General features: G+C 32.2%; 23 protein-coding genes and 1 pseudogene. 23 read left to right on the top strand and 1 reads right to left on the bottom strand.

Features of this window, described 5'->3' with window-relative positions; genetic code table 11:
- The first annotated feature begins 96 nt into the window (after positions 1-96).
- From P3X86_RS18830 to guaA, 9 genes and pseudogenes are all read left to right on the top strand, one after another.
- Positions 97-378, top strand: a complete 282-nt coding sequence (locus P3X86_RS18830) for a co-chaperone GroES (protein WP_483294280.1) — start codon at positions 97-99, stop codon at positions 376-378.
- Between the two features lie 28 nt (positions 379-406).
- On the top strand, positions 407-2,047 hold the full coding sequence (gene groL / locus P3X86_RS18825) for a chaperonin GroEL (RefSeq protein WP_483294279.1): 1,641 nt from the start codon (positions 407-409) through the stop codon (positions 2,045-2,047).
- Positions 2,048-2,279: 232 nt separating this feature from the next.
- On the top strand, positions 2,280-2,945 hold the full coding sequence (locus tag P3X86_RS18820) for a GntR family transcriptional regulator (protein ID WP_483294278.1): 666 nt from the start codon (positions 2,280-2,282) through the stop codon (positions 2,943-2,945).
- 157 nt (positions 2,946-3,102) lie between these two features.
- Positions 3,103-4,506 (top strand): GntP family permease, encoded by a 1,404-nt coding sequence (locus P3X86_RS18815; RefSeq protein ID WP_483294277.1) that lies wholly within the window; start codon positions 3,103-3,105, stop codon positions 4,504-4,506.
- A 45-nt stretch (positions 4,507-4,551) separates the two neighbouring features.
- Positions 4,552-5,373 (top strand): ATP-dependent sacrificial sulfur transferase LarE, encoded by an 822-nt coding sequence (gene larE / locus P3X86_RS18810; protein ID WP_483294276.1) that lies wholly within the window; start codon positions 4,552-4,554, stop codon positions 5,371-5,373.
- A complete protein-coding gene (gene larB / locus P3X86_RS18805) occupies positions 5,366-6,112 on the top strand; it encodes a nickel pincer cofactor biosynthesis protein LarB (RefSeq protein WP_483294275.1) in 747 nt (248 codons plus the stop codon). Before larE ends, larB begins: the two co-directional genes overlap by 8 nt.
- 17 nt (positions 6,113-6,129) lie before the next feature.
- Positions 6,130-7,388 (top strand): annotated as a pseudogene (gene larC / locus P3X86_RS18800) (nickel pincer cofactor biosynthesis protein LarC).
- 182 nt (positions 7,389-7,570) lie between these two features.
- Complete coding sequence (gene guaB / locus P3X86_RS18795) at positions 7,571-9,025, top strand: IMP dehydrogenase (protein ID WP_483294274.1); 1,455 nt, start codon at positions 7,571-7,573, stop codon at positions 9,023-9,025.
- Between the two features lie 13 nt (positions 9,026-9,038).
- Positions 9,039-10,583: a glutamine-hydrolyzing GMP synthase gene (guaA, locus tag P3X86_RS18790; protein WP_483294273.1), complete on the top strand. Its 1,545-nt coding sequence runs from the start codon at positions 9,039-9,041 to the stop codon at positions 10,581-10,583.
- A 169-nt stretch (positions 10,584-10,752) separates the two neighbouring features.
- Here the strand turns inward: guaA and P3X86_RS18785 are convergent, their stop codons facing one another.
- Positions 10,753-10,875, bottom strand: a complete 123-nt coding sequence (locus P3X86_RS18785; RefSeq protein ID WP_483294272.1) for a hypothetical protein — start codon at positions 10,873-10,875, stop codon at positions 10,753-10,755.
- Positions 10,876-11,109: 234 nt separating this feature from the next.
- Between P3X86_RS18785 and P3X86_RS18780 the strand changes: the two genes are divergently transcribed.
- The 14 genes from P3X86_RS18780 (at position 11,110) to P3X86_RS18715 (ending at position 22,691) form a co-directional block, all read left to right on the top strand.
- Complete coding sequence (locus P3X86_RS18780) at positions 11,110-11,940, top strand: hypothetical protein (RefSeq protein WP_483294271.1); 831 nt, start codon at positions 11,110-11,112, stop codon at positions 11,938-11,940.
- A gap of 28 nt (positions 11,941-11,968) precedes the next feature.
- On the top strand, positions 11,969-12,367 hold the full coding sequence (locus P3X86_RS18775) for a hypothetical protein (protein ID WP_483294270.1): 399 nt from the start codon (positions 11,969-11,971) through the stop codon (positions 12,365-12,367).
- Positions 12,368-12,605: 238 nt separating this feature from the next.
- The gene (locus P3X86_RS18770; RefSeq protein WP_483294269.1) at positions 12,606-12,878 is read left to right on the top strand and encodes a sigma-70 family RNA polymerase sigma factor; all 273 of its coding nucleotides are present in this window, start codon (positions 12,606-12,608) and stop codon (positions 12,876-12,878) included.
- A 13-nt stretch (positions 12,879-12,891) separates the two neighbouring features.
- Positions 12,892-13,425, top strand: coding sequence for a sigma-70 family RNA polymerase sigma factor (locus tag P3X86_RS18765; RefSeq protein WP_483294268.1), 534 nt, complete (start codon positions 12,892-12,894; stop codon positions 13,423-13,425).
- Between the two features lie 597 nt (positions 13,426-14,022).
- Entirely contained in the window at positions 14,023-14,463 is a 441-nt protein-coding gene (locus tag P3X86_RS18760; RefSeq protein WP_483294267.1) for a hypothetical protein, read from the top strand.
- A gap of 137 nt (positions 14,464-14,600) precedes the next feature.
- Positions 14,601-15,062: a hypothetical protein gene (locus tag P3X86_RS18755; RefSeq protein ID WP_483294266.1), complete on the top strand. Its 462-nt coding sequence runs from the start codon at positions 14,601-14,603 to the stop codon at positions 15,060-15,062.
- A gap of 367 nt (positions 15,063-15,429) precedes the next feature.
- Positions 15,430-15,555, top strand: a complete 126-nt coding sequence (locus P3X86_RS18750) for a hypothetical protein (protein WP_483294265.1) — start codon at positions 15,430-15,432, stop codon at positions 15,553-15,555.
- 360 nt (positions 15,556-15,915) lie between these two features.
- Positions 15,916-16,743 (top strand): flavodoxin family protein, encoded by an 828-nt coding sequence (locus tag P3X86_RS18745; protein ID WP_483294264.1) that lies wholly within the window; start codon positions 15,916-15,918, stop codon positions 16,741-16,743.
- A gap of 439 nt (positions 16,744-17,182) precedes the next feature.
- Positions 17,183-17,791, top strand: coding sequence for a TetR/AcrR family transcriptional regulator (locus P3X86_RS18740; protein WP_483294263.1), 609 nt, complete (start codon positions 17,183-17,185; stop codon positions 17,789-17,791).
- A gap of 52 nt (positions 17,792-17,843) precedes the next feature.
- Entirely contained in the window at positions 17,844-17,966 is a 123-nt protein-coding gene (locus P3X86_RS18735; RefSeq protein ID WP_483294262.1) for a hypothetical protein, read from the top strand.
- A 219-nt stretch (positions 17,967-18,185) separates the two neighbouring features.
- Positions 18,186-20,747 carry a PEP/pyruvate-binding domain-containing protein gene (locus P3X86_RS18730; RefSeq protein ID WP_483294261.1) on the top strand — a complete coding sequence of 854 codons (2,562 nt, stop codon included), beginning with the start codon at positions 18,186-18,188 and terminating at the stop codon, positions 20,745-20,747.
- A gap of 107 nt (positions 20,748-20,854) precedes the next feature.
- The gene (locus P3X86_RS18725) at positions 20,855-21,151 is read left to right on the top strand and encodes a hypothetical protein (protein ID WP_483294260.1); all 297 of its coding nucleotides are present in this window, start codon (positions 20,855-20,857) and stop codon (positions 21,149-21,151) included.
- A 33-nt stretch (positions 21,152-21,184) separates the two neighbouring features.
- On the top strand, positions 21,185-21,976 hold the full coding sequence (locus tag P3X86_RS18720; protein WP_483294259.1) for a hypothetical protein: 792 nt from the start codon (positions 21,185-21,187) through the stop codon (positions 21,974-21,976).
- Between the two features lie 265 nt (positions 21,977-22,241).
- Positions 22,242-22,691 carry a hypothetical protein gene (locus tag P3X86_RS18715; protein WP_483294258.1) on the top strand — a complete coding sequence of 150 codons (450 nt, stop codon included), beginning with the start codon at positions 22,242-22,244 and terminating at the stop codon, positions 22,689-22,691.
- Positions 22,692-22,824: the final 133 nt, after the last annotated feature.

The raw sequence follows: 22,824 nt of genomic DNA, 5'->3' as shown, positions 1-22,824 counted from the left end.
GTCAGGCTAATTTATTTAACTGAAATATTAGTTACTACATAATTTTTTATGAATATTTCGGGTCTTAAAAAATAAATTTATTAAGGAGGATGAAACATGAATATTAGACCATTAGGCGACAGAGTAGTTATCAAAAAAGTAGAAGCAGAGGAAAAAACAAAAAGTGGAATAGTATTACCAACATCAGCAAAAGAACAACCACAAGTTGCAGAGGTTTTAGCTGTAGGACCTTCAATAACAGAAGATGATAAAAAGAAAAATGAATTAAAAGTTGGAGATAAAGTTATCTTTTCAAAATATTCAGGAACAGAAATAAAGATTGACGGACAAGAATATACAATACTTAAGATTAGCGATATATTAGCAGTAGTGGAATAATTATTAAGAATAAAAGGAGTGATAATAAATGGCTAAGCAAATTAAATTTGGCGAAGATGCTCGTCGTGCGATGGAGCAAGGTGTTAACAAGTTAGCGGACACAGTTAAGGTTACATTAGGACCAAAAGGAAGAAACGTAGTATTAGACAAGAAATTTGGATCACCACTTATTACAAATGATGGTGTTACAATAGCAAGAGAAATAGAAATAAAAGATCCATACGAGAATATGGGAGCACAATTAGTTAAAGAAGTTGCTACAAAAACTAATGACGTAGCAGGAGATGGAACGACAACAGCAACTCTTTTAGCGCAAGCAATCATAAGAGAAGGTTTAAAGAACGTTGCAGCAGGTGCTAACCCAATGATACTTAGAAAAGGTATTCGTAGAGCTGTAGATACAGCAGTAGATAAGATTAAGTCTTATTCAAAAGAGATTTCAAGTAAAGAAGCTATAGCGCAAGTTGCTTCTATTTCTGCAGGTGAACAAGAAATCGGTAATTTAATAGCAGAAGCTATGGAAAAAGTAGGGAACGAAGGGGTTATCACAGTAGAAGAATCAAAGACTATGGGAACTACTTTAAATGTAGTTGAAGGTATGCAGTTTGATAGAGGATACCTATCACCATACATGGTAACAGACGCAGAAAAAATGGAAGCAGTACTAAGTAATCCTTATATATTAATAACTGATAAGAAAATCACAAATATTCAAGACATATTACCAATATTAGAGCAGATAGTACAACAAGGAAAAGCATTATTACTTATAGCAGAAGACGTAGAAGGAGAAGCTCTTGCAACATTAGTTGTTAATAAATTAAGAGGAACATTCAACTGCGTTGCAGTAAAAGCTCCAGGGTTTGGAGATAGAAGAAAAGAAATGCTAAGAGATATAGCTATATTAACAGGTGGTCAGGTTATATCAGAAGAATTAGGATATGATATTAAAGAGATAACTATAGATATGTTAGGAACTGCTAATACAGTTAAAATAGATAAAGAAAATACAGTTATAGTGGACGGTAGTGGAACTCAATCAGATATAAATGATAGAGTAAAGCAAATAAAAGCTCAAATAGAAGAAAGTACATCTGAGTTTGATACAGAAAAATTACAAGAGAGATTAGCTAAGCTTGCTGGAGGAGTTGCAGTTATAGAAGTTGGTGCAGCTACAGAGACAGAGATGAAAGAGAGAAAGCTTAGAATAGAAGACGCATTAGCGGCTACTAGAGCAGCAGTAGAAGAAGGTATAGTAGCAGGTGGTGGTACGGCATTAGTTAACGCTATACCAGCAGTAGAAGAGCTTCTAAACGAAGAAAAAGGTGACGCTAAAACAGGTGTTAGTATTATAGCTAGAGCGTTAGAAGAGCCAGTTAGACAAATAGCAGAAAATGCTGGATTAGAAGGTTCGGTAATAGTTGAGAAAGTTAGAAGTAAAGAAGTAGGAATTGGATTTGACGCTTTAAACGAAAAATATGTAAATATGATACAAGAAGGTATAGTGGATCCAACCAAAGTGACTAGATCAGCATTACAAAATGCAGCATCAGTTGCTGCTATGATATTAACAACAGAAAGTGTTGTAACAGATGAAGAAGAAGAAAACGCAGGTGGAATGCCAGCTGGAATGCCGGGAGGTATGCCAGGCGGAATGCCGATGATGTAGAAAGTATAAAATATTACAATAAAGTTATGATTTAAAGGGGACTTAATCTAGGTGCTTGAAACCATGGATTTTAGTCCCTTTCTTTTAGTGTATATTCATAAAATTTAATATATATTAGCAAAATGCATAACAAAAAACTTAAAACCATTGACTTTTTACATAATTCAAATAAAATAATAATTGGGGATTATTATAAATATACAATACAATTTGTATTGAGAAAGGTGAGTGTATGGAATTTATAAAAAATACTAATCAGGTATATACCATAAAAGAACAAGTATACAATATAGTAAAAGAAAACATCTTAAATGGTAATTTTAAGCCAGGAGAAAGATTACAAGAAAAGAAAATAGCAGAACAACTAAATGTTAGCCGATCTCCAGTTAGAGAGGTATTAAAAGAACTTATTGGAGAAGGATTATTAGAGAGTATCCCTAATAAGAGCATAAGAGTTAGAAAGTTGAGCAAAAAAGACATAATAGATATCTATGAACTTAGATATGTTATGGAAAAGTATGCTCTACAAAAGACTATAGAAAATCTTACAGAAGATAAAATAAAACTGTTAGATGAAATATTAGACAAGATGGAAAAAAGCTATTCAGAAGGTAATTTCAATGAATACTGTAAAACTGATGTACAGCTCCATGATCAAATATTAGTTATGAGTGAAAACAAGGTAGCTTATAATGCGTTTAAAAATATATTCTCTTTGATGCAACCATTCAGAATAATATCATTACATAATAAAAAGAGATTTGAAGAATCATTTAATGAGCACAAAATGATTATTGAAGGCATTAAAGAAAAAGACTTTAGCAAGTCATGGAAGTATAATTCTCATCATTTAAAATATGCTAAAGAGCAAATATTAAAATACCTAGAAGAAGAATAAAAGATATAGTTTTAGATATTAACGGATTGTTTCTAAGAATTTGAGACAGTCCTTTTTTATTGAAAAATCTATAAAAAAATAATACAATTAAAAATATATGCCTTAAAAGTTAAAAAACAAAAGACATAAAAATTTAGGCAGCATATAGGAGGGATTTATGATTTCATTTTTAGGCTTATTTATAGGCATAATATTACTTTTTTTCTTAATTATCAATACTAAGATTCATGTTTTTCCATCGTTGATTTTAGTATCAATATTAGTAGGGATTATGGCAGGACTTTCAGTTGATGATGTTCTAGTAGCTGTATCGGAGGGATTTGGAAAAACATTAGGTAGTATTGGTATGATAATAGGCTTTGGATGTATAATGGGGAAATTTCTAGAGAAAAGTGGAGCAGCAAAGAAAATAGCTGTTTGTTTAATAAGATTAGTGGGTATTAAAAATGTGGATGTTGTATTAGGGCTTGCAGGGTTACTAGTAGCAATACCAGTATTTTGTGATTCTGGATTTGTAGTTTTATCGCAGTTAGCTAAAGCATTTTCAAAAGAGACAAAAAAGTCAATGGTTGGCATAGGTGGAATGCTTGCTATGGGGTTATACATAACGCACTTCCTAATACCACCTACGCCAGGACCACTTGCAGTAGCAAAGTTTTTCAAAGTAGATTTAGGCGCTATGATACTTGGAGGGATGTTGTTATCTATACCTCTTTTTATAATTTCAGTATACTACTTTAGGTATGTAGGCAATAAATATCCTGATGTGATACCAAACATAGAAGAAGATTTAAAAAATTTACCATCAGATAAAAGACAGAAGGCTATAGATATAATACAAAAATCAATAAATGGCAACGATATTAATAACTTGGATTTTTATAATCAAGAAGAACTTCCAAGTGCAATGATGTCATTTGCACCAGTTGTATTACCGGTTTTATTACTATTACTAAATACAGTATTACAGGTTACATCTATAGAATTACCAGTAGTAGCAAAGGAAATTTTAACATTACTAGGCAATCCTATAGTTGCTGTATTTATAGGACTATTGTTAAGCATATATGGCCTTGCACCAAAAATAACGAACGAAGAATCAACAGAAATCATTGAATCAGCTATGCGTGGTGCAGGCTTAATAATACTCGTAACAGGAGCCGGTGGATCTCTAGGTAATGTAATAAGAGTTACAAATTTAGGACAAGAAATAGCAAGCTTTGTAATTAGTTTAAAAATACCAGCAATATTTGTACCATTGTTGCTTGGAGCACTAATGAGAATACCTCAAGGCTCAGGAACAGTTGCTATGGTAACAGGAGGATCAATACTAGCACCAATATTGCCAACACTAGGCTTAAATCCTCTTATTGCTGCATTAGCGTTATGTTCTACATCTATGTTTATATCTTATCCAAATGATAGTTATTTTTGGGTAGTGACTAGATTTTCAGGTTTGAGGGTTGAAACAAGCTTAAAAACATGGAGTGTAGCAACAGCTATTATTCCAATATGTGCAAGTGTATTGCTGATAGTAATAAATGCCTTATTTTTTATCTAATAAACGTATATGATATAATGAAAATTAAATATGGTGGGTGATTACATGAACATTAAATCGAAATATAAAGAATTAAAAATAGACATAGAAAGAATGAGAAAAGTAGCAATAGCATTTTCAGGGGGAATAGATAGCGTTTTTTTGGCAAAAACATGTAGTGAGGTTTTAGGAGAAAGTGTTATATGTATAACAATAAATACACCACTGCAACCTAGAAAAGAAATAAATGATGCTATTAATATAGCAAAAGCAATGAAATTAAGACACATAGTAATAGAGTTTACAATGGATGATCTAGTAGATATACAAACAAATTCAAAAGACAGGTGCTATATATGCAAGAAAATTCTATTTAACAAAATAAAAGACATAGCATTAAAACACGGATACAGTAATGTGCTAGATGGGTCAAATTATGATGACAAAGACGATTATAGGCCAGGCATGAGAGCATTGAAAGAACTTGATATAAAGAGTCCTTTACTCAAAAATAGATTAACAAAACAAGAAATAAGAACATTAGCAAAAGAACTAGAAATACCAATATGGAATAAACCTTCAATGTCTTGTCTAGCAGCTAGAATACCATATGATAGTGGTATTACAGAAGAAAAATTAGACATGGTAGAAAGAGCAGAAGAATACTTATCAAATATGAATCTAGAGCAACTTAGAGTGAGACATCATGGAGCAGTTGCAAGAATAGAAGTCTTACCAGAAGATATACCAAAGTTACTAGATAAAAGTGTAGTCTTAGATATCATAAAAAATATTAAAGGTGTGGGATTTAAATATGTGTGTATTGATATGGAAGGATACAAAACAGGGAGTATGAATAGAGAGGTAGGTGTAGATCAACATGAATGAGGAAACTATTAAAGATCTTTTAAAACAAGTGAAAAGTGGAACTGTTAGCGTAGATGATGCGTTGAGAAATCTAAAAAACTTACCGTTTGAAGATATTGGTTATGCAAAGATAGATCATCATAGGCAGATGAGAAATGGATATCCAGAAGTAATATATAGCGAAGGAAAGACCATAAAGCAATTTAGAGGTATAGTAGAGACAATGTTAGCAAAAGATAGTACAATATTAGCTACAAGAGCTGATAAAGAAAAATATGTATGCATAGCTGATATTTGTGAAGATATAAAGTACTATGAAGAAGCTAGAATTATAGTAATCAATGCTAAAAGAGTTAAAAAATCAGAACACAAAATACTAGTCGTAACAGGAGGTACATCAGATATACCTGTTGCAGAAGAAGCAGCTATAACAGCAGAGACATTTGGTAATACAGTAGATAGATTATATGATGTAGGAGTAGCAGGGATTCATAGACTTCTATCAAATATAGATAAATTAAAAGAAGCTAGAGTTGTAATAGCAGTGGCTGGAATGGAAGGAGCATTAGCAAGTGTTGTAGGAGGGTTAGTAGACAAACCTGTGATAGCAGTTCCTACAAGTGTTGGATACGGTGCAAATTTAAAAGGGATAACGACATTACTAGCTATGCTCAATAGCTGTGCAAGTGGTATAGGAGTAGTTAATATAGACAATGGTTTTGGTGCGGGTTATTTGGCTAGCACAATAAATAAACTATAAGAAAGAGAGGTGCAAAAATGCAAGAGAGGATATTGTATTTTGATTGTCTATCGGGAATAAGCGGAGATATGTCAATAGGAGCTTTGCTTGACTTAGGAATAGACAAAGAACAGTTTCTAAATGAATTAAAAAAAATAAATATAGATGGTTATAGTATTGAAATTAAAAAGGCTCAAAAAAATAGTATAACTGGTACGGATTTTGATGTAATACTTGATTGTGAGCACACTCATGATCACGGACATAATCATTGCCATAACCATAAACATCATAATCATCATGAACAAGACCATCATCACAATCACCACGATAGTCATGTTCATAGAAATCTTAGCGATATAGAGCAAATAATAGATCAAAGTGATTTAAATGACACTGTAAAAGAATTGAGTAAAAAAATATTTAGTCATGTGGCAAAAGCAGAAGCTAAAGTTCATGATAAGCCTATAGAAGAGGTTCATTTCCATGAAGTTGGAGCAGTAGATTCTATAGTTGATATAATAGGTTTCTCAATATGCTTAGATATGCTAAATGTAGATAAAGTGTATTCATCACCATTGCATTTGGGTACAGGATTTGTAAAAGCTGCGCATGGAGTGATACCAGTACCATGCCCTGCAACAATAGAGATTTTAAAAGGTATACCAGTGTACTCAAACGGTATAAGAAGTGAACTAGTAACTCCAACAGGTGCCGCAATTATTAAGACAGTGGCAAGTGATTTTATACCTATGCCACAGATGACAGTAGACAGAATAGGATATGGTTTGGGTAAAAAAGATTTAGAGATAACTAACGCATTAAGAGTAATATTAGGTAAAAAAAAACTGATGAAAAACTGGTAATGCTTGAGACAAATATAGATGATATGAACCCTGAGATATACTCATATATAACAGTTAAGCTGTTTGATGAGGGAGCTTTAGATGTATTTACAACAAGTATAGTCATGAAAAAGAATAGACCAGCTACAAAACTTAGTGTTCTTTGTAGAAGGATTAATGCAAAAACATTAACAGATATTATTTTTAGAGAAACAACTACATTTGGAGTAAGAACATACAGAGTAGATAGATATAGTTTAAAGCGAGATTTTATAACAGTAGATACAGTATATGGACAGGTGAGAATGAAAAAAGGTTATGTTAACTCAGAAGTTATTAAATGTATTCCTGAATACGAAGACTGCAAAAAATTGGCTATCAAGAACAATATATCCATAATAAAGATTTATAATGAAGCACAAAATATATACAATAAGTTAAATAGAATATAAAAAATTTTAATATGTTGAGACTTTTGTAAATACAGAAAACAAAAGTCTTTTTGCTAATAAAATAAAAATCTGAAAATTGAAAACATTATAAACTGCTTGACAAGGAAAATAACTTTTGTTAATCTATTAAAAACTAATCTACGGGAAATACCCAAAATATAAAACGAATAAGGAGGATTATAGTGGAGAAATTTATAAAAGAAGGTTTAACCTTTGATGATGTATTATTAGTACCTGCTAAATCAGAAGTTTTGCCTAAAGACGTTAAGCTTTCAACTAAACTAACAAAAAATATCAAATTAAACATACCTATGATGAGTGCAAGTATGGACACTGTTACAGAAGCTAAAATGGCAATAGCAATGGCAAGAGAAGGTGGCATAGGCATAATACATAAAAATATGCCTATAGACAAGCAAGCATTAGAAGTAGATAAAGTAAAGAGATCAGAGCATGGTGTAATAGTTGACCCATTTTACTTACATCCAGAAAATGTTATAGCTGATGCATTAGAATTAATGGAGAGATACCACATTTCAGGAGTTCCTATCACAGACAATTCAAAAAAATTAGTAGGCATAATAACTAACCGTGATTTAAGATTTGAAACAGATATGTCTAAAAAAATATCAGAAGCAATGACAAGTGAGAACTTAGTTACTGCTAAACAAGATATTTCCATGGAAAAAGCCCAAGATATCCTTAGAAAACATAAAATAGAGAAACTTCCATTAGTAGATGACAATGGTTACTTAGTTGGTTTAATCACAATAAAAGATATTGAAAAATCAATAAAATACCCAAATGCAGCAAAAGATAAAGGTGGAAGGTTATTAGCTGGTGCAGCTATTGGTGTAACAAACGATATGATGGATAGACTAGACGCATTAGTAGAGGCTAATGTTGATGTAGTAATTATAGATACAGCACATGGACATTCTATAGGAGTGTTAAAGGCAATAGAGCAAATTAGACAAAAGTATCCAGACTTAGAGCTTATTGCTGGTAACGTAGCAACAGCAGAGGCAACAGAGGAACTTATAAAAGCAGGGGCAAGTGCTGTAAAAGTTGGTATAGGACCAGGATCTATATGTACTACAAGAGTTGTTGCAGGAGTAGGTGTACCACAACTAACAGCAGTGTACAACTGTTATCAAGTAGGCAAGAAATATGGAGTTCCTATTATAGCTGATGGAGGAATAAAGTATTCAGGAGATATAGTTAAAGCAATAGCAGCAGGAGCAAATGTAGTCATGCTAGGTTCATTATTAGCTGGTACAGAAGAAAGTCCAGGGGAAACAGAGTTATATCAAGGAAGAAGATTCAAGGTTTATAGAGGCATGGGCTCAATGGCTGCTATGGACAAAGGTAGCAAAGATAGATACTTCCAGCAAGATAGCAAGAAGCTAGTTCCAGAAGGAGTAGAGGGAAGAGTATCATACAAAGGACCATTAAGTGACACTATATATCAATTAGTAGGTGGATTAAGAGCAGGTATGGGATACTGTGGAAGTGCTACAATAAATGATTTAATAGAAAAAGGACAATTTATTAGAATTACAGGTGCAGGATTAATAGAGAGTCATCCGCACGATATAAGCATAACAAAAGAAGCGCCAAACTATAGTATTAAATAACGGGGGTAAAAAAATGCAGAATGACGTGGTTTTGATATTAGATTTTGGTGGACAATATAGCCAACTAATAGCTAGAAGAGTAAGGGAAGCAAATATATACTGTGAAATAATTCCATATAATTACTCATTAGACAAAATAAAAGAGAAAAATCCAAAAGCGATAATTTTGTCAGGAGGGCCATCAAACGTATTTGAAGAAAATGCACCAAAATGCGATGAAGAGCTTTTTAAAATGGGTGTACCAGTAATGGGAATATGCTATGGGGGCCAATTAATGGCTCAGGTATTTGGTGGAGAGGTAACAAGAGCAGATACTAGAGAATATGGTCAGATAAAACTTGATATCATGCATAACGATGGCATCTTTGAGAGTATAAATGAAGAAATCAAGTGTTTAATGAGTCATACAAATTTTATAGGAAAAGTACCAGAAAACTTTGTAATAACAGCAAGAACAAAGGCCTGTCCTGTGGCAGCAATGAAAAGTCAAGATGGTAAGCTAATAGCAATACAATTTCATCCAGAAGTAGAGCATACAGACAGAGGTAAAGATATCATAGCTAATTTCCTATATAACGTATCAGGATTAAAGCCAAATTGGGATATGGGTGATTTTGCAAAAGAGATGATAGAGCAAATAAAAGATGAGATAGGAGATAAAAGAGCTATCTGTGCATTGTCAGGTGGAGTTGATTCAGCAGTGGCAGCAGTTATGGTAAATAGAGCTATAGGTTCAAATCTTATTTGCATATTTGTTGATCATGGTCTGCTTAGAAAAAATGAAGGAGATCAGGTAGAGGAAGTATTTAGAGATAAATTTAATCTAAATCTCATAAGAGTTAATGCTCAAGAAAGATTCTTATCAAAGCTTGCTGGAGTAGTTGATCCAGAAGAGAAGAGAAAGATTATAGGAGAGGAATTTATCCGAGTATTTGAAGAAGAAAAAGAAAAGCTTAAAGCACAATATGAGAATATTGATTTCTTAGTACAAGGAACAATATATCCAGATGTAATAGAGAGTGGAACAGATAAAGCAGATGTAATAAAGAGCCATCACAACGTTGGTGGACTTCCAGAAGATGTTGACTTCAAACTAGTAGAGCCATTAAGACAACTATTTAAAGACGAAGTTAGAGCAGTTGGAACAAAGCTAAATATTCCACAAGAAATAGTACAAAGACAGCCATTCCCAGGACCAGGACTTGCAATCAGAGTAATAGGAGATATAACAGAGGAAAAGCTAGAAATTGTAAGAGAAGCAGACTGGGTGTTTAGAGAAGAAATAAGAAAAGCAGGACTAGACAAAGATATATGGCAGTACTTTGCAGTACTACCGGGAATCAAGACGGTAGGAGTAATGGGTGATGAAAGAACACACACTCATACAATAGCACTAAGAGCAGTAACATCATCAGATGGAATGACGAGCGATTGGGCAAGAATACCATTTGATGTGCTTAACAAGATTTCAAAAGAAGTAGTAAACAACGTAGAAAACATAAATAGAGTAGTATACGATATAACAAGTAAGCCACCAGCGACTATAGAGTGGGAGTAGAAAACAGAACCTCTGTAATCCTTATAAACTAAGGGTTGCAGAGGTTTTTTAATGTTGTTTGATATTAAATTGATATTAAGTAACGGATAATAGTATATAAATTTTTAACTTTTATAAGTCATCTACAGACCAATTCATTTTCCAATCGTAATATTCTTCTTGAGATATTTTACCACTCAAGAGCTTTTTTCTTGTCATACCATTCTTCTAATAGATGATCAAGTCCCATCAAATGCAATTTAATTTTCTTTCCTGATTCACCATTTTCCATTATTATTTCTTCTGCTTCCATATCAATTGAATTATACTCATCTAAATAAAATGTATGAACAATTTCTTGTGAATACGATAAAGCTGGTGCTAGAAATATAGCTTCTGATGAGACTATAATATAAGCTCTATAAAAAAATCTAAAATGGTAAAAATATTTAAGTTTTTATATTTTATTATTTTTTGTAATATTATTGAAATAGAGCAAATTTTGTGTTATCATTCTATTGGTATAAAAATAAAAGGAGGATTTTAAATGAAAAAATTGAAAAGAGTATTATTAGCATTAACGTTAGTATTTTGCATTTTGGGATTAAATGTAAGCATATATGCCGATGTACAATCTATAAATACTATAACAGAATCTACAGCACCTACTGCTGTTCATCATTTTTCAGAAAGCAAATTGGAAAATGAAAAAAATGAATACAAAGCACTTATAGATATCCCAAATGATGTTAAAATTACGTTTATTACAAATAGAGAGTCTATTACAATAAAAGCTAGAAATATAGGTTTGGATCAAATAGATGCTTTTGAGGCAACCGTAAAACTTTATAATAATGGTATTTGTGTAGATGAGTGGTCACCATTTCCGTTTACTCAACCATTACCTATTGGTACTACTGAGTTCACTTGGGATAAAAAAATTGGCAATGTATTAGAACAAGAAGTCGAATTGACCTATATCTTAACTGAGGCAGGAGAAACACAACATGGATATAAGAAACATAAAAGATATAATTTCGTTGGTGGAGCTTATGGTAGAATGGATGCATTAGGTGGAGAAAGACATCATTGTCCTGCTGATAAAATTAACGGTTTAAGTACTTATAGTGGACCTGCTATTAGAATGTTAAAAGCTGATCATAGAAGGACAGCAAGTTGTGGGCCTGGTCCTTCTGCTAAGAAATATCGTGCGAAACAAAAAAAATATATTGACAAAGGCGAATTTGGTAAAGCAATGCAAATGGATGTTGATAATGTACAAGAGCTTTTTGGTGATAAATATGATAGAGCTCTTCATGAAATGGTTCAATACGCAATAAGTAAAAAGTATATTAAAAAAGGTGATGTTGAAATATAATAGCAAAAATAAAAACGAGGTGTCAAAAATGAAATTCACAATACTTCCTTTCCAAGGAACTGATAAGCTTAAATTAAATTTAACGAGTAAAGAAATAAAAGATCTTTTCCCTAATAATTATCTTGGAAGGTTTAAAAAAGCAAATGAGACTCCAACTGATGACTTTTCGATTTTTCACGTATACTATGATGAAAATGATAGAAGTGAAGCTATAGAATTTTGGGAGCCAGAAGTTTTTTTTAACGATATTCAATTAATTGGTGAAGATTATATTAAAGTAAAAGACATGTTTGAAAAACTCGATAATAATCTTGATTATGAAGAAGGTTATGGTTTCACTTCATTTAAATTTCAAATAGGGATATACGCACCTTATGGTAAAGTTGAATCAATAGTTGTTGGAAGAGAAGAATATTATAAAGAGTAATAAATTAGGGGTTGTTGCACTAAAAAAATAGTGCACAGAGTATCAAAGTAGACTAGCGTAAGCTAGTCTTTACTAATGCACTAATTTGATGCATGAGATAAAAAGGCAAGACATACCAAAATTAGACGATACAATAGGGCTTCATAATATCTAAATATAAATTTGAATTTACTAAAACATATGATATAATAACCTTAAAGAATTATAGGCATATGCCAATAATAAAAAGGGTGATATTATGTCCAATGAGGAAATGATTAAATTATATTGTGATGGTAATAAGGAGATATTAAAAGACATTATAGAAAATAACAGAGGTGCAGTTTTTAAAGTAGCTAAGAGATACAAACCGATAGCTGCTGCATATATGGATATAGACGATTTAATACAAATAGGATATATGGGTTTATTGGAAGCAATAGAGAAGTACCAGTTTGATAAAGGGGCTAAGTTCTCATCCTATATTTTTTCATATATCAAGTGGTATATTCATAAGGGAACTAAGGGTTAAGACTAGAGAGAAGATGACCATATCAACTGTATCACTGGAAAAGCCTTTAAATAGTGATGGAGATACTACAATAATAGATACATTAGAAGATACAAACATTAGGTTCGTAGAAGAGATTACAGACAGAGAAGCCGAGAAAGCTATATTTCAAATAATAGATGAGGTATTGAGCGAAAGAGAGAAGTTTGTATTTATAGAAAAGTGTATCAAGAATAGAACATATACATCTATAGCAGAGGATTTAAAAGTGAGCGCTTCGTGTGCTAGAGAGGTATGTAATAATGCTTTGGGAAAATTAAATAAAAGAGATTATTTATTTGAAAGGTATCTTGATATTAAGACAGATTTTTATAAGCGAGGTCGTGAGTCTGTTTTTAATACTGTCCTTTTTAGGGAGAGACAAAGAGAATATGAGTTCTTTAAAGATGGTAAAAGTTCATTTAACATAGACGATAAACGTTTTATGAACAAAGAAGATAGACAGTCATTCATATATAATAGTTTGCTAGATACAATTAAACGAGTAAATATTTTAGGGGATCAATGAGCAGTTAAAATGTGAGTAATATAGCCAGTTGATAAATTGTTTTTTGGCTCTATTTTGGCTCTAAAAATTTTGAGAACGTGCTTTTTTATCCTAAAATAGAAAAAATACAAATAATAAAAATGTGTAAATATCAGTGTTTGACAGCACTTGTTTTTTGAAAGTGCTAGAGTGGGAATAGTAAACACAACCTCTGTAATCCTTATAAATTAAGAGTTGCAGAGGTTTTTTTATGTCGTTTGATATTAATTTGATATTAAATCCTAGAATTAAAAATCATAGCGTTCTGGGAATATTTCTCTATACTTCTCTGAACTATCTGGCCAATTTATTTTCCATTCTCTCACAACATTTAGAACAGCGTTAATAACTCTTGCACTTGTCTAGTTCATCACGTATAATGGAAATTTTGAACACATGTTATATAAATAATGCAGAGGTGATATAATGGTTGGGGTAGATGGGAAAGAGTATATATCTGAAGATTTATGTAAGTTAAAAAAGGTATAATAAAGGACAAATAAAGATTACATTTTCGCAATAAAATGTACATATTTAACAAATGAGTATATAATTAACATAAAACAAAGGAGGGGTTCTATGAAAAAATTTTTAGTAGTTTTATGTGTTGTATTTGTAATTGTTTCATCAATAGCGTTTGCCAATGTCAAACAGAGTGCGACTGCAAAGGATATTGAACCTAATAATGATAGGTATTCAGCAAATGATACACCTAAGATAACTGAGACTGAAAAAGTAGAAATTGAGGGAGAAGCTTTTGTTGGTGATTATGAAGATTGGTTTAAGTATACATCATCATTTTCTGGCGAATCTTGGATAGTTGTATTTGGATGGAAAAACAACTACAAATTATATTTATATAATGAACATGGGAGACTGTTAAATCCAGGAGGAGAAATTAAATCAAGTGTTACTAATGTTTTCATCAGAAAAGATAAAACTTATTATGTAAGAGTTGTTTTTGATGGCGGGCATCATGAACTACCTAATTATACCCTAATTCTAGACGTGAAAAAATAACTTCTTAATAAAAATTAGAGCCGATAACAAGGCTCTTTTTTTCAGCCTCTTTTAAAACGGAAGGCACATCATTTTTGCAATATATATGGACAAAAAATCATATAATTAACATAAACAAAATTAAGGAGGTTTATTTCATGAAAAAATTTATAATAGTTTTATGTGTGGTATGTATGATGTTTTCAACAATGGCTTTTGCACATGTTCAATACTGGCCAGAAATGAAATCTGGTAATGCTAATGATACAATGGATACTGCTGAGGGTCCGTATACTCTAGACAAAGATAGTAGGTCAGTAATTTATATTTTTGGAGTGGCTTCTGAAGCAGACAAAACCGACTTCTATAAGGTTAAGTCTAGCGTAAGCGGAAGAGGTGATTTTTGGATAGCTATTACAGAAAAGGGTATGAATTACGATTTATTTGTATATGACAAGAGAGGTAAATTACTTGGGTCATCAACGAAAGGTGGCGATGAAGATGAGCGTATAAATCATATTTATATTGACAAAGATGAAATATATTATATGCAAATAAAATACATTAGTGGACCCGCTCCAACAAGGCCATATTATTTATCGTTTGAATTGATAAATTAAATAACGAAGAGCTGATAATGAAGTGCACCCCAAATGTTAGACAAAAATCTAACATTTTGAGGTGCGTAATTTGATTGTGAGAAAGATATTTGTGCTTTCTTTGATCCATCTATATTCTCTGTTAATCCTGATTTAAGTACAAAGGTTAATTGATGAGGATGTTTATTGCCTTTATTATCTATGCTGGGCTATAACTGCGTCAAACACCTCTTTATCAAATTCTGATAATGGTTTGTTTTTGATAAAGTAGACTGGTTTAGAATTATGTCAAGAAAAACAGGAGGAAGTGATTTAAGGCAATATTTTTTTAAATTTTATTTATATGATAATAAAGGACCTCATATGGGCACTTCTGTAAGAGAGACAAATGGACAGCGAAAAAAAACATTCAAAATTGTACATAAGAGCAAATACAACATATTATTTAAAAGATCAATACAACTCAGGAGAATTCTATCAACCATATTTCTTGTTGGTTAGTGTAAGAAGATAAGACTTAGAGCCGATAACAAGACTCTTTTTTTGTGCATGCAAAACAAACAAAGTGAGGTTATGGCTGATATAAAGGTACCCGATAATAAAGAAGATGCTAAACAATATTATTTAAAGGCATGAAATATAAAGAACTAGGAAAAAAATCAAAGTTAGTATCAATACAATAAAGTCTTGGGTGAAATGTTATAACTGGGCTAAGGAGAAAAAGCAGACGGGCGCACCCTATAATAATAAAAATTCAGTTGGGTATGAGTACCAGAAATAAGCAGAATATATTATACATTTCACTTACTAAACGACTTACTAAACGATAAGTAAATAAATACGAATATAAATTAAGATAGGAGGTATTGAGAAAATGAATATCTTAGTAGTATCAGGAAGTCCCAGAAAAAGCGGAAATACAATGAGCATGGTAAACTATGTGGAAAAAGCAATGAATAAAAAATATGATAATATCAGCGTTGAGTATCTACATTTAATTGATAAAGAACTTAAATATTGTATTGGGTGTTGTTTGTGCTTGAGAAAAGGTGGTAATCAATGTCCCCTTAAAGATGATAAAGATGAAATACTTAGAAAAATGCATGAAGCAGATGGAATCATTTTTGCATCTCCCGGTTATTCGGCCATGGTATCGGGACTGTTTAAAAATTTTCTAGATCGATTCATGTATTTGGATCATATACCTGAATTTGTTGGAAAACCTGTAATGGTACTTTCAACTTCTGGCGGAGATGGAGTTATGGGGGCACCTAAATTTATGGCAAATAATTCTTTTTATTGGTGGGGATGCAACATAGTGGATATAATAGGTATTAGACATGCATTTTATACCAATAATAGAAAAACACATATGAAGTATAACAAAAGATTGAGTTCAGCAGCTGATAAACTGATATCAGCAACTAGCAATAAGATAAATGTAAGTCCCAATTTCAGACAGTATATATATTTTATGTTTAATAAAACAGAACTTGAGGTATCGCCAGATGTAATGCCATATAGAACAAAAGTTTGGGAAGAAAATGGTTGGATGAGAAGTGATTATTATTATGAAACAAAAATCAATCCATTGTTTAAGTGTGTAGGTTTTGTTGTATTTGGTATGATGAAAGTGGTATATCGACGATTACTTGGAAAAGATGCAAGTAAAGCATTAGCTGAATATTTAAAGAACAATTAGAGTGTAAAATGGAGAAAAGGATGAAAATTTCAGTTATTAATGGAACCTAGTAATTTGGAAAATGGGAAAAAAGTTATAGAAGATTTAGCCTTCTTCATATAAAATAAATATGCTGAAAAATCAAAGGTTTTACTAGAGTAATTATATATAATGAAACAATTTTATTAAACATATAAAGGGATGAATTTGTCTCATCACTGGTGATATAATGAAATAGATAGAAAAAAATAGGTTCTACTACTCCTAAAGAGATATGATTTTATGAGTGAGTATAAATATAAACCTCTACAGTCCTTTAATTCTAAGGATTGTAGAGGTTTGATTGTTTTTTTGACAATAATATTTATCTGAGGTAAAATGAAATTAGACCACAATGGTCTAACAAAACAGATATATTCACAATAAATATTGAAAGTAATGTTACGGAAGGGAGCATTCTATGATTGAGAATTTTAAAGACATAGATATAAACAATGAAAAGATTAAAAAAATAGTAAAAGCTTCTTTGGAAGAATTTGCAAAATTCGGTAAAGACAAAGCGTCGTTGAATAAGATTCTTAAAACAGCGGGTATTTCTAAAGGTATATTCTATCACTATTTTAACGATAAAGAAAATCTGTTTAAATTTCTAATTAATTACACTGCTGATATATGTCTGAATGCCGTTAGCAGTAAAATTGACTGGAATGACGATGACATTATTAAGAGAATATGCGATGTTTCTAAGTATAGATTGGAAATCACTAAAGATTATCTGTTTATGACTGGATTCTACGACAAGTTTTCAGGCTTGATTTTCGAAAGTTCAGATATAGATAATAGAGATGTATGGAGAGAAAAGTTCTATACTCATAATATTAATTTGCAAAAGTTGAAAGATGTATCCAGTTCAAAAGAAGTTATCCATATGGTCAAATGGACATATAAAGGTCTTTTTATAAACTTGTTGAATATAAATGGGAAAAATCCTGACGAAATAGCCATATCAAAACTTATAGAAGAATGTGATCGTTATTATCAAGTGCTTGCATCACATATATACAAATAAGGTGGTAATGATATTAATATAATCCTTTTGCAGAGTAATAGGTGATAGACTCATGGTAGGTACTTTAATAGATAGTATAATAGCTGGATTGAGTTCTAAGAGTGGTAAAGTAAAGAAAACATTTATCGGTGGTACTGGAATATGTATTTGGTGCTTCTGGGATTTACAGTCATGATGTTGCCTCCGTTTTGGTAAGCAGACACCACCAGACTATATGTCAAGAGTGTTCTTTATTGTCGGTGTAATCAGTAAAGGAGGTATGCTTCTTGGTGCGCACTGGATAAACAATTCATACAAATGGGATAATAGCAGGTATAAATGTTCTTGTTCTAACAGCAAAATTAATAAGTAAATTATAAAAATGGAAGAATTTAAAATATATAAGGAGGAAATTATGATTTATAAGTTTAGTGGAAATGAAGTGCCAAAAGTTAAACAAGTAGGAGGAAAAGCAAAAGCTCTAATAGAAACAACAAAGGCAGGTTTCCCAGTACCAGAGGGTATTGCCTTATCTGTTGAATTCTTTAATTCATGGTTAACAGCAATAAAATCAAGCGAAGAATGGCAGGCGATGTTAGATAATACCAATAAAGAAAATTGTAATTTGGTCAAAAACAAAGCAATGAATTTTAAGTTTTCTGCTGATATGGAAAAGAGCTTTAAAGCTGAGATGGCATCACTTCAGGGTGAAGTTTTTGCTGTTCGTTCATCATCACCTGAAGAAGATTTAGAAGGTACTAGTTTTGCAGGTATGTATGAAACATTGTTAGGGCAAAGAAGAGAGACACTTGAAAAAGCGATAGCAGAGGCTTTTTCTTCATGTTTTGATTTTAGAGTTATGTCATATAAAAAGCAACATGGTATGGATATTGAAAACACATCTATTGCAGTGGTTGTTCAGCGTCAGATTGTATCGGATGTCAGCGGGGTAGGTTTCTCATTAAATCCACTAAATAACTGTTATGATGAAGTCATGATCAATGCATCTTTTGGTCTTGGAGAAGCGATTGTGTCCGGTATTGTAAGACCAGATACTTATATCGTTGATAGTATAAAAAACGAGATTACTGAGAAGCAAGTTAATGAAAAACAGATTGGACTTTGGCTAAAAAATGATGGTGGTATCTACGAGAAGGATAACCATGAGCCTAAAAAACAAGCGTTAAAGGATGAACAAATCTTAGAACTTGCAGCGTTAATTAAAAATTGTGAAAAACACTTTGATATGCCTATGGATACAGAGTGGGCTTTTGAGGACTCGAAACTATATTTGCTTCAATCAAGGCCTATAACGACTTATTTGCCACTTTTCAAAGAACTTGTTACACAACCGGGTGATAAAAAAAATTTGTATTTAGATATGATTTGTATGACCCAAGGATTCACAGAAAGCTTCTCTGTTCTAGGGCTGGAAATTTGGAAAAAGCTGTTCTCAGAACTTGGAGGATTCGATCTTCCAGAAGGTATGGATGGTATTACGTTTTACTACCACGGCCGACACTATTTCCATATTCCTAATGTACTAGCTGGACTTGGAAAAATGGGGCAATATATGATCTACAATTATGATGGCTCTGTTGAAAGAATAATAAATAGCATTAATTTAGATGAGTATATGCACAACAAGAAACTACCAAGAGTGAAAAAAGCGAAACGAAATATGCTTAAGATGTATTTATCATTAGCACCTTCATTGATACGTGCAAGTCTACTTGATTATAAAAAGGTGCAAGCCGAGTATCTTGAAGTTACAAAAAATGCAAGAAAACGATTTAAGGAAGAGCTGAATCTAAATATCCCTTTTGCTGATGCTACAAAAGATGCACTCAATGTTTTAAATAATGTTGTGATGCAACAAGGGGCTGTGGTCGCCGGGATGAATGCTGAAAGGATTCTCAAGAAAATGTTTAAGAATCAGGAAGTTGAATCGTATATTGCTGCTATGGGCGCAAAAGTGAATCCTACAAGTCTTATGGGGATTCATATGTACAGATTGGCTTCTTACACAGAGGTGCAAGAGACCAAAACACCTGAAGAATTCGCGCGTCGTCTGAGTGGAAAAGAATATAGCAAAAAATTCATAGATGATTATGAAGCGTATATGTTTGAGTATGGATCAAGAGGGTATAGGGAAATTGATGTAGCAACAACGAGAGCTTATGAAGATCCATCAAGTTTTTTTATGCGACTTAAAGACATAAATTTAGTCGATAATAAGATGTCAAGTTCCGAAGAACGTAGTAAAGAGGGGTATAATAAGTTACTTGAATTAGCCAAAAAAGGCGGATTTGAGAAGAAGTTCAGGAAAAATGCAGAAGTTTATCAAAATCTTTTTGGTTACCGTGAAGAGAAAAAGGTTATGATGGTATTAATGATCAACAAGCTAAGAAAAATCGCACTTGCCAAAGGAGAGGTTTTTGTATCACAAGGAAGATTAGATAGAAAGGAAGAAATATTTGATTTGACAATTTCTCAGATTCAAAAGGCGGAGCAGCATGAAACATTTAATATGAGAAATGAACGAGCTAAAAATCTTGAGCCCTATGATACAGTTAGACACGTCAGACATTGGCCGATTATCATAGATTCTAGAGGGAAAATATTCCATGCAATTAAAAAAAGCAAAGAAGGAGATTTGATTGGAGATCCAATTTCACAGGGTATTACAAGAGGGTATGCAAAGGTAATGCACGCACCTGATGAGAAACATCTTGAGCCTGGTGAAATATTAGTTACTTTTGCCACAGAACCTTCTTGGACGCCGATTTTTAGCAATGCATCAGCTGTTGTCATGGAAATTGGAGGGACTTTACAGCATGGAGCGATTATAGCTAGGGAGTATGGGTTGCCGTGTGTTGGTGGATTGACAGGAGCGACTTCTATGATTAAAGATGGCGATATGATTGAGGTTGATGGTACAAATGGTATTGTAAAAATTCTTAAAGAGTTACAATAGATAAAAGAGTATAATGGATATGGACGCTACGATAAAAGATTGTCAGTAACTGAAAAGGTAAAATAGATGATGACGTTATTTTATGCAAAATGAAAGGAGAATTTCTTATGCAAAAAACAATGGGAGACATGGCAAAATTCTTAAAACAATTAATACCAGTGTATATTCCAAAAACATATACAATTAAATCTATGTTTTTAAACATTTCACACGAAGAGGACATACGAAACGGCGTCATTGCTTTCAGAGATTTCATATATCGATTTTGCGATTGTTTAATTGCTGACAATAGTTTATGTGACATACCTAAAAAAGGCAAGAAAAAGTTTTCAGACGAAACAACTTTGACAGTGGAGTTTCCGTCTTTAAACAACATTAAAAGTATATTACTAAACATAGGTTAGCATGGTGTATTATCCGAGAAAGGTGATTCACTGTTGGTTAATAGCTGGGAAATACTTAGCCTCAAAAGATCTCTTAATAAAAATTCAACTGCAAAAATTTCTGATTCTCAAATGATTAAGAGCATGCGATTTCTGACTCAATGCGGTATTGATTTTGATGGTATTGACTTGAGTATGAAAAAACCTGATGTATCAAAAATTGAAGCAGTAGAAATTACATATCCTGATTCGCCGATTATGCTAACAGGTTGGAAGGCTTTGGGGATTGCCCAGAATGAACTATCATCTCGAAAAAATGACGATATTTTACTCAGGTGCGATTACAGGGCATTGAAAAACGGGGATACGGAAGTCACCTCTATTTTGAAAGAATTTGTTTATCCGTTATCAACTCCTTTGCAAGAATTCGTCTTTAAATTACATCAACATTATTTGGATTCCGGAATGAAATGTAATGTAGATTTATGGATGTTCTGTGTTCATTTTATCTATTCGTATAAAGGCAAAGTAATATGGAGGTTTTCAACATCTTTGCATAACGGTTACCGTATCATCCTTAAAACAAAAAATAGCTCAAAATATGCTGATGTAATCGAGAAATTCCCGGAGTTTTTACAGGAAAAGATATCTAAAGGATACGGATGTGATAGAAAAAAAGGAAGTGGTCATGGCAATTGCCAAAGAGGATGTGAAGGGTTTAGTTTTTCTTTGAATGAATCATTACTTGATATAAGTCAGGAATTAGAAATATGGCTAGATAGCGAACTGGCAAGTATGCAAAAAAAGAAAAAAGGTCAGAAAACACCTCACGGTACTAAGGTGTGAAAAGTAAACTAAGTGGTTCTAAAAATCTCAGTATATCTGCAAAACCCAAAGGGTTAAAACCCGTAGCTTACTATGGGTTTTTTAAGTTTTAATAATATTATTACGACTAAAACAATATAAATTTGAATAGCAACTCCATATTATAAAACACACATGAGACAAAACAACTCTAAATACGACGGAAATGTTATAATTAATAAAAATATAGACAAATTAACTATTAAGCAATATAATTACAATATATAGAATATAAGGAGGCAATAATATGAGAAGGGTTATAAATATTTTGATTATTGTAATTATGACATTGTTAATGGCTTCAACTGGTTTTGCTTTTAGTTTGGAGCAAGAATCGAATGACACAATTAAAGAGGCAACCTGTATTCCGGTTAGAAATGAAGATGAGTTCGTATTTGGAACAATGGGAGACTATGATAAAGAAGATTGGTTTAAGTTTAGAACAAATACATCAGGAACTTGTAGCTTATATTTGATGTATAAGACTGAAGGCTTTGATGCAGATCTTTATTTATATGATGAGAACGGAAATGAGATAGCTAAAGCTAAAGAGGGTAGCTGGCATGAGGATGGAAGAATAGATTTTAAAGGAATCTGTGGACAACATATTAGTGCATATAAAACGTATTACTTAAAAATCAAGTATAATTCTGGAGTTTTAAAAGAGCCGTACCAGCTACTTTCACGATTACATTAAGTTTTTTAGTAACATGTACTAGAGGTTAGATGTTTAGTCATCCTTATTATAATTATTTCAAATAGAAACGGGTATACATAAAAATATAGCCGTTTCTAAATATATTAATAATAAAAAGCACAAGTCCTATCAT

The sequence above is a fragment of the Abyssisolibacter sp. ZYX002 genome, assembly GCF_056892235.1.
The sequence above is the reverse complement of the archived record's forward strand: the minus strand, read 5'-3'. Positions and strand labels throughout refer to the sequence as shown.

Excerpts from the sequence above, each read along its gene's own strand:
- P3X86_RS18830 (WP_483294280.1), top strand. The coding sequence starts at position 97 with ATGAATATTAGACCATTAGGCGACAGAGTAGTTATCAAAAAAGTAGAA.
- groL (WP_483294279.1), top strand. The coding sequence starts at position 407 with ATGGCTAAGCAAATTAAATTTGGCGAAGATGCTCGTCGTGCGATGGAG.
- P3X86_RS18820 (WP_483294278.1), top strand. The coding sequence starts at position 2,280 with ATGGAATTTATAAAAAATACTAATCAGGTATATACCATAAAAGAACAA.
- P3X86_RS18815 (WP_483294277.1), top strand. The coding sequence starts at position 3,103 with ATGATTTCATTTTTAGGCTTATTTATAGGCATAATATTACTTTTTTTC.
- larE (WP_483294276.1), top strand. The coding sequence starts at position 4,552 with ATGAACATTAAATCGAAATATAAAGAATTAAAAATAGACATAGAAAGA.
- larB (WP_483294275.1), top strand. The coding sequence starts at position 5,366 with ATGAATGAGGAAACTATTAAAGATCTTTTAAAACAAGTGAAAAGTGGA.
- guaA (WP_483294273.1), top strand. The coding sequence starts at position 9,039 with ATGCAGAATGACGTGGTTTTGATATTAGATTTTGGTGGACAATATAGC.
- P3X86_RS18785 (WP_483294272.1), bottom strand. The coding sequence starts at position 10,875 with ATGGAAGCAGAAGAAATAATAATGGAAAATGGTGAATCAGGAAAGAAA.
- P3X86_RS18780 (WP_483294271.1), top strand. The coding sequence starts at position 11,110 with ATGAAAAAATTGAAAAGAGTATTATTAGCATTAACGTTAGTATTTTGC.
- P3X86_RS18775 (WP_483294270.1), top strand. The coding sequence starts at position 11,969 with ATGAAATTCACAATACTTCCTTTCCAAGGAACTGATAAGCTTAAATTA.
- P3X86_RS18770 (WP_483294269.1), top strand. The coding sequence starts at position 12,606 with ATGTCCAATGAGGAAATGATTAAATTATATTGTGATGGTAATAAGGAG.
- P3X86_RS18765 (WP_483294268.1), top strand. The coding sequence starts at position 12,892 with ATGACCATATCAACTGTATCACTGGAAAAGCCTTTAAATAGTGATGGA.
- P3X86_RS18760 (WP_483294267.1), top strand. The coding sequence starts at position 14,023 with ATGAAAAAATTTTTAGTAGTTTTATGTGTTGTATTTGTAATTGTTTCA.
- P3X86_RS18755 (WP_483294266.1), top strand. The coding sequence starts at position 14,601 with ATGAAAAAATTTATAATAGTTTTATGTGTGGTATGTATGATGTTTTCA.
- P3X86_RS18750 (WP_483294265.1), top strand. The coding sequence starts at position 15,430 with ATGGACAGCGAAAAAAAACATTCAAAATTGTACATAAGAGCAAATACA.
- P3X86_RS18745 (WP_483294264.1), top strand. The coding sequence starts at position 15,916 with ATGAATATCTTAGTAGTATCAGGAAGTCCCAGAAAAAGCGGAAATACA.
- P3X86_RS18740 (WP_483294263.1), top strand. The coding sequence starts at position 17,183 with ATGATTGAGAATTTTAAAGACATAGATATAAACAATGAAAAGATTAAA.
- P3X86_RS18735 (WP_483294262.1), top strand. The coding sequence starts at position 17,844 with ATGGTAGGTACTTTAATAGATAGTATAATAGCTGGATTGAGTTCTAAG.
- P3X86_RS18730 (WP_483294261.1), top strand. The coding sequence starts at position 18,186 with ATGATTTATAAGTTTAGTGGAAATGAAGTGCCAAAAGTTAAACAAGTA.
- P3X86_RS18725 (WP_483294260.1), top strand. The coding sequence starts at position 20,855 with ATGCAAAAAACAATGGGAGACATGGCAAAATTCTTAAAACAATTAATA.
- P3X86_RS18715 (WP_483294258.1), top strand. The coding sequence starts at position 22,242 with ATGAGAAGGGTTATAAATATTTTGATTATTGTAATTATGACATTGTTA.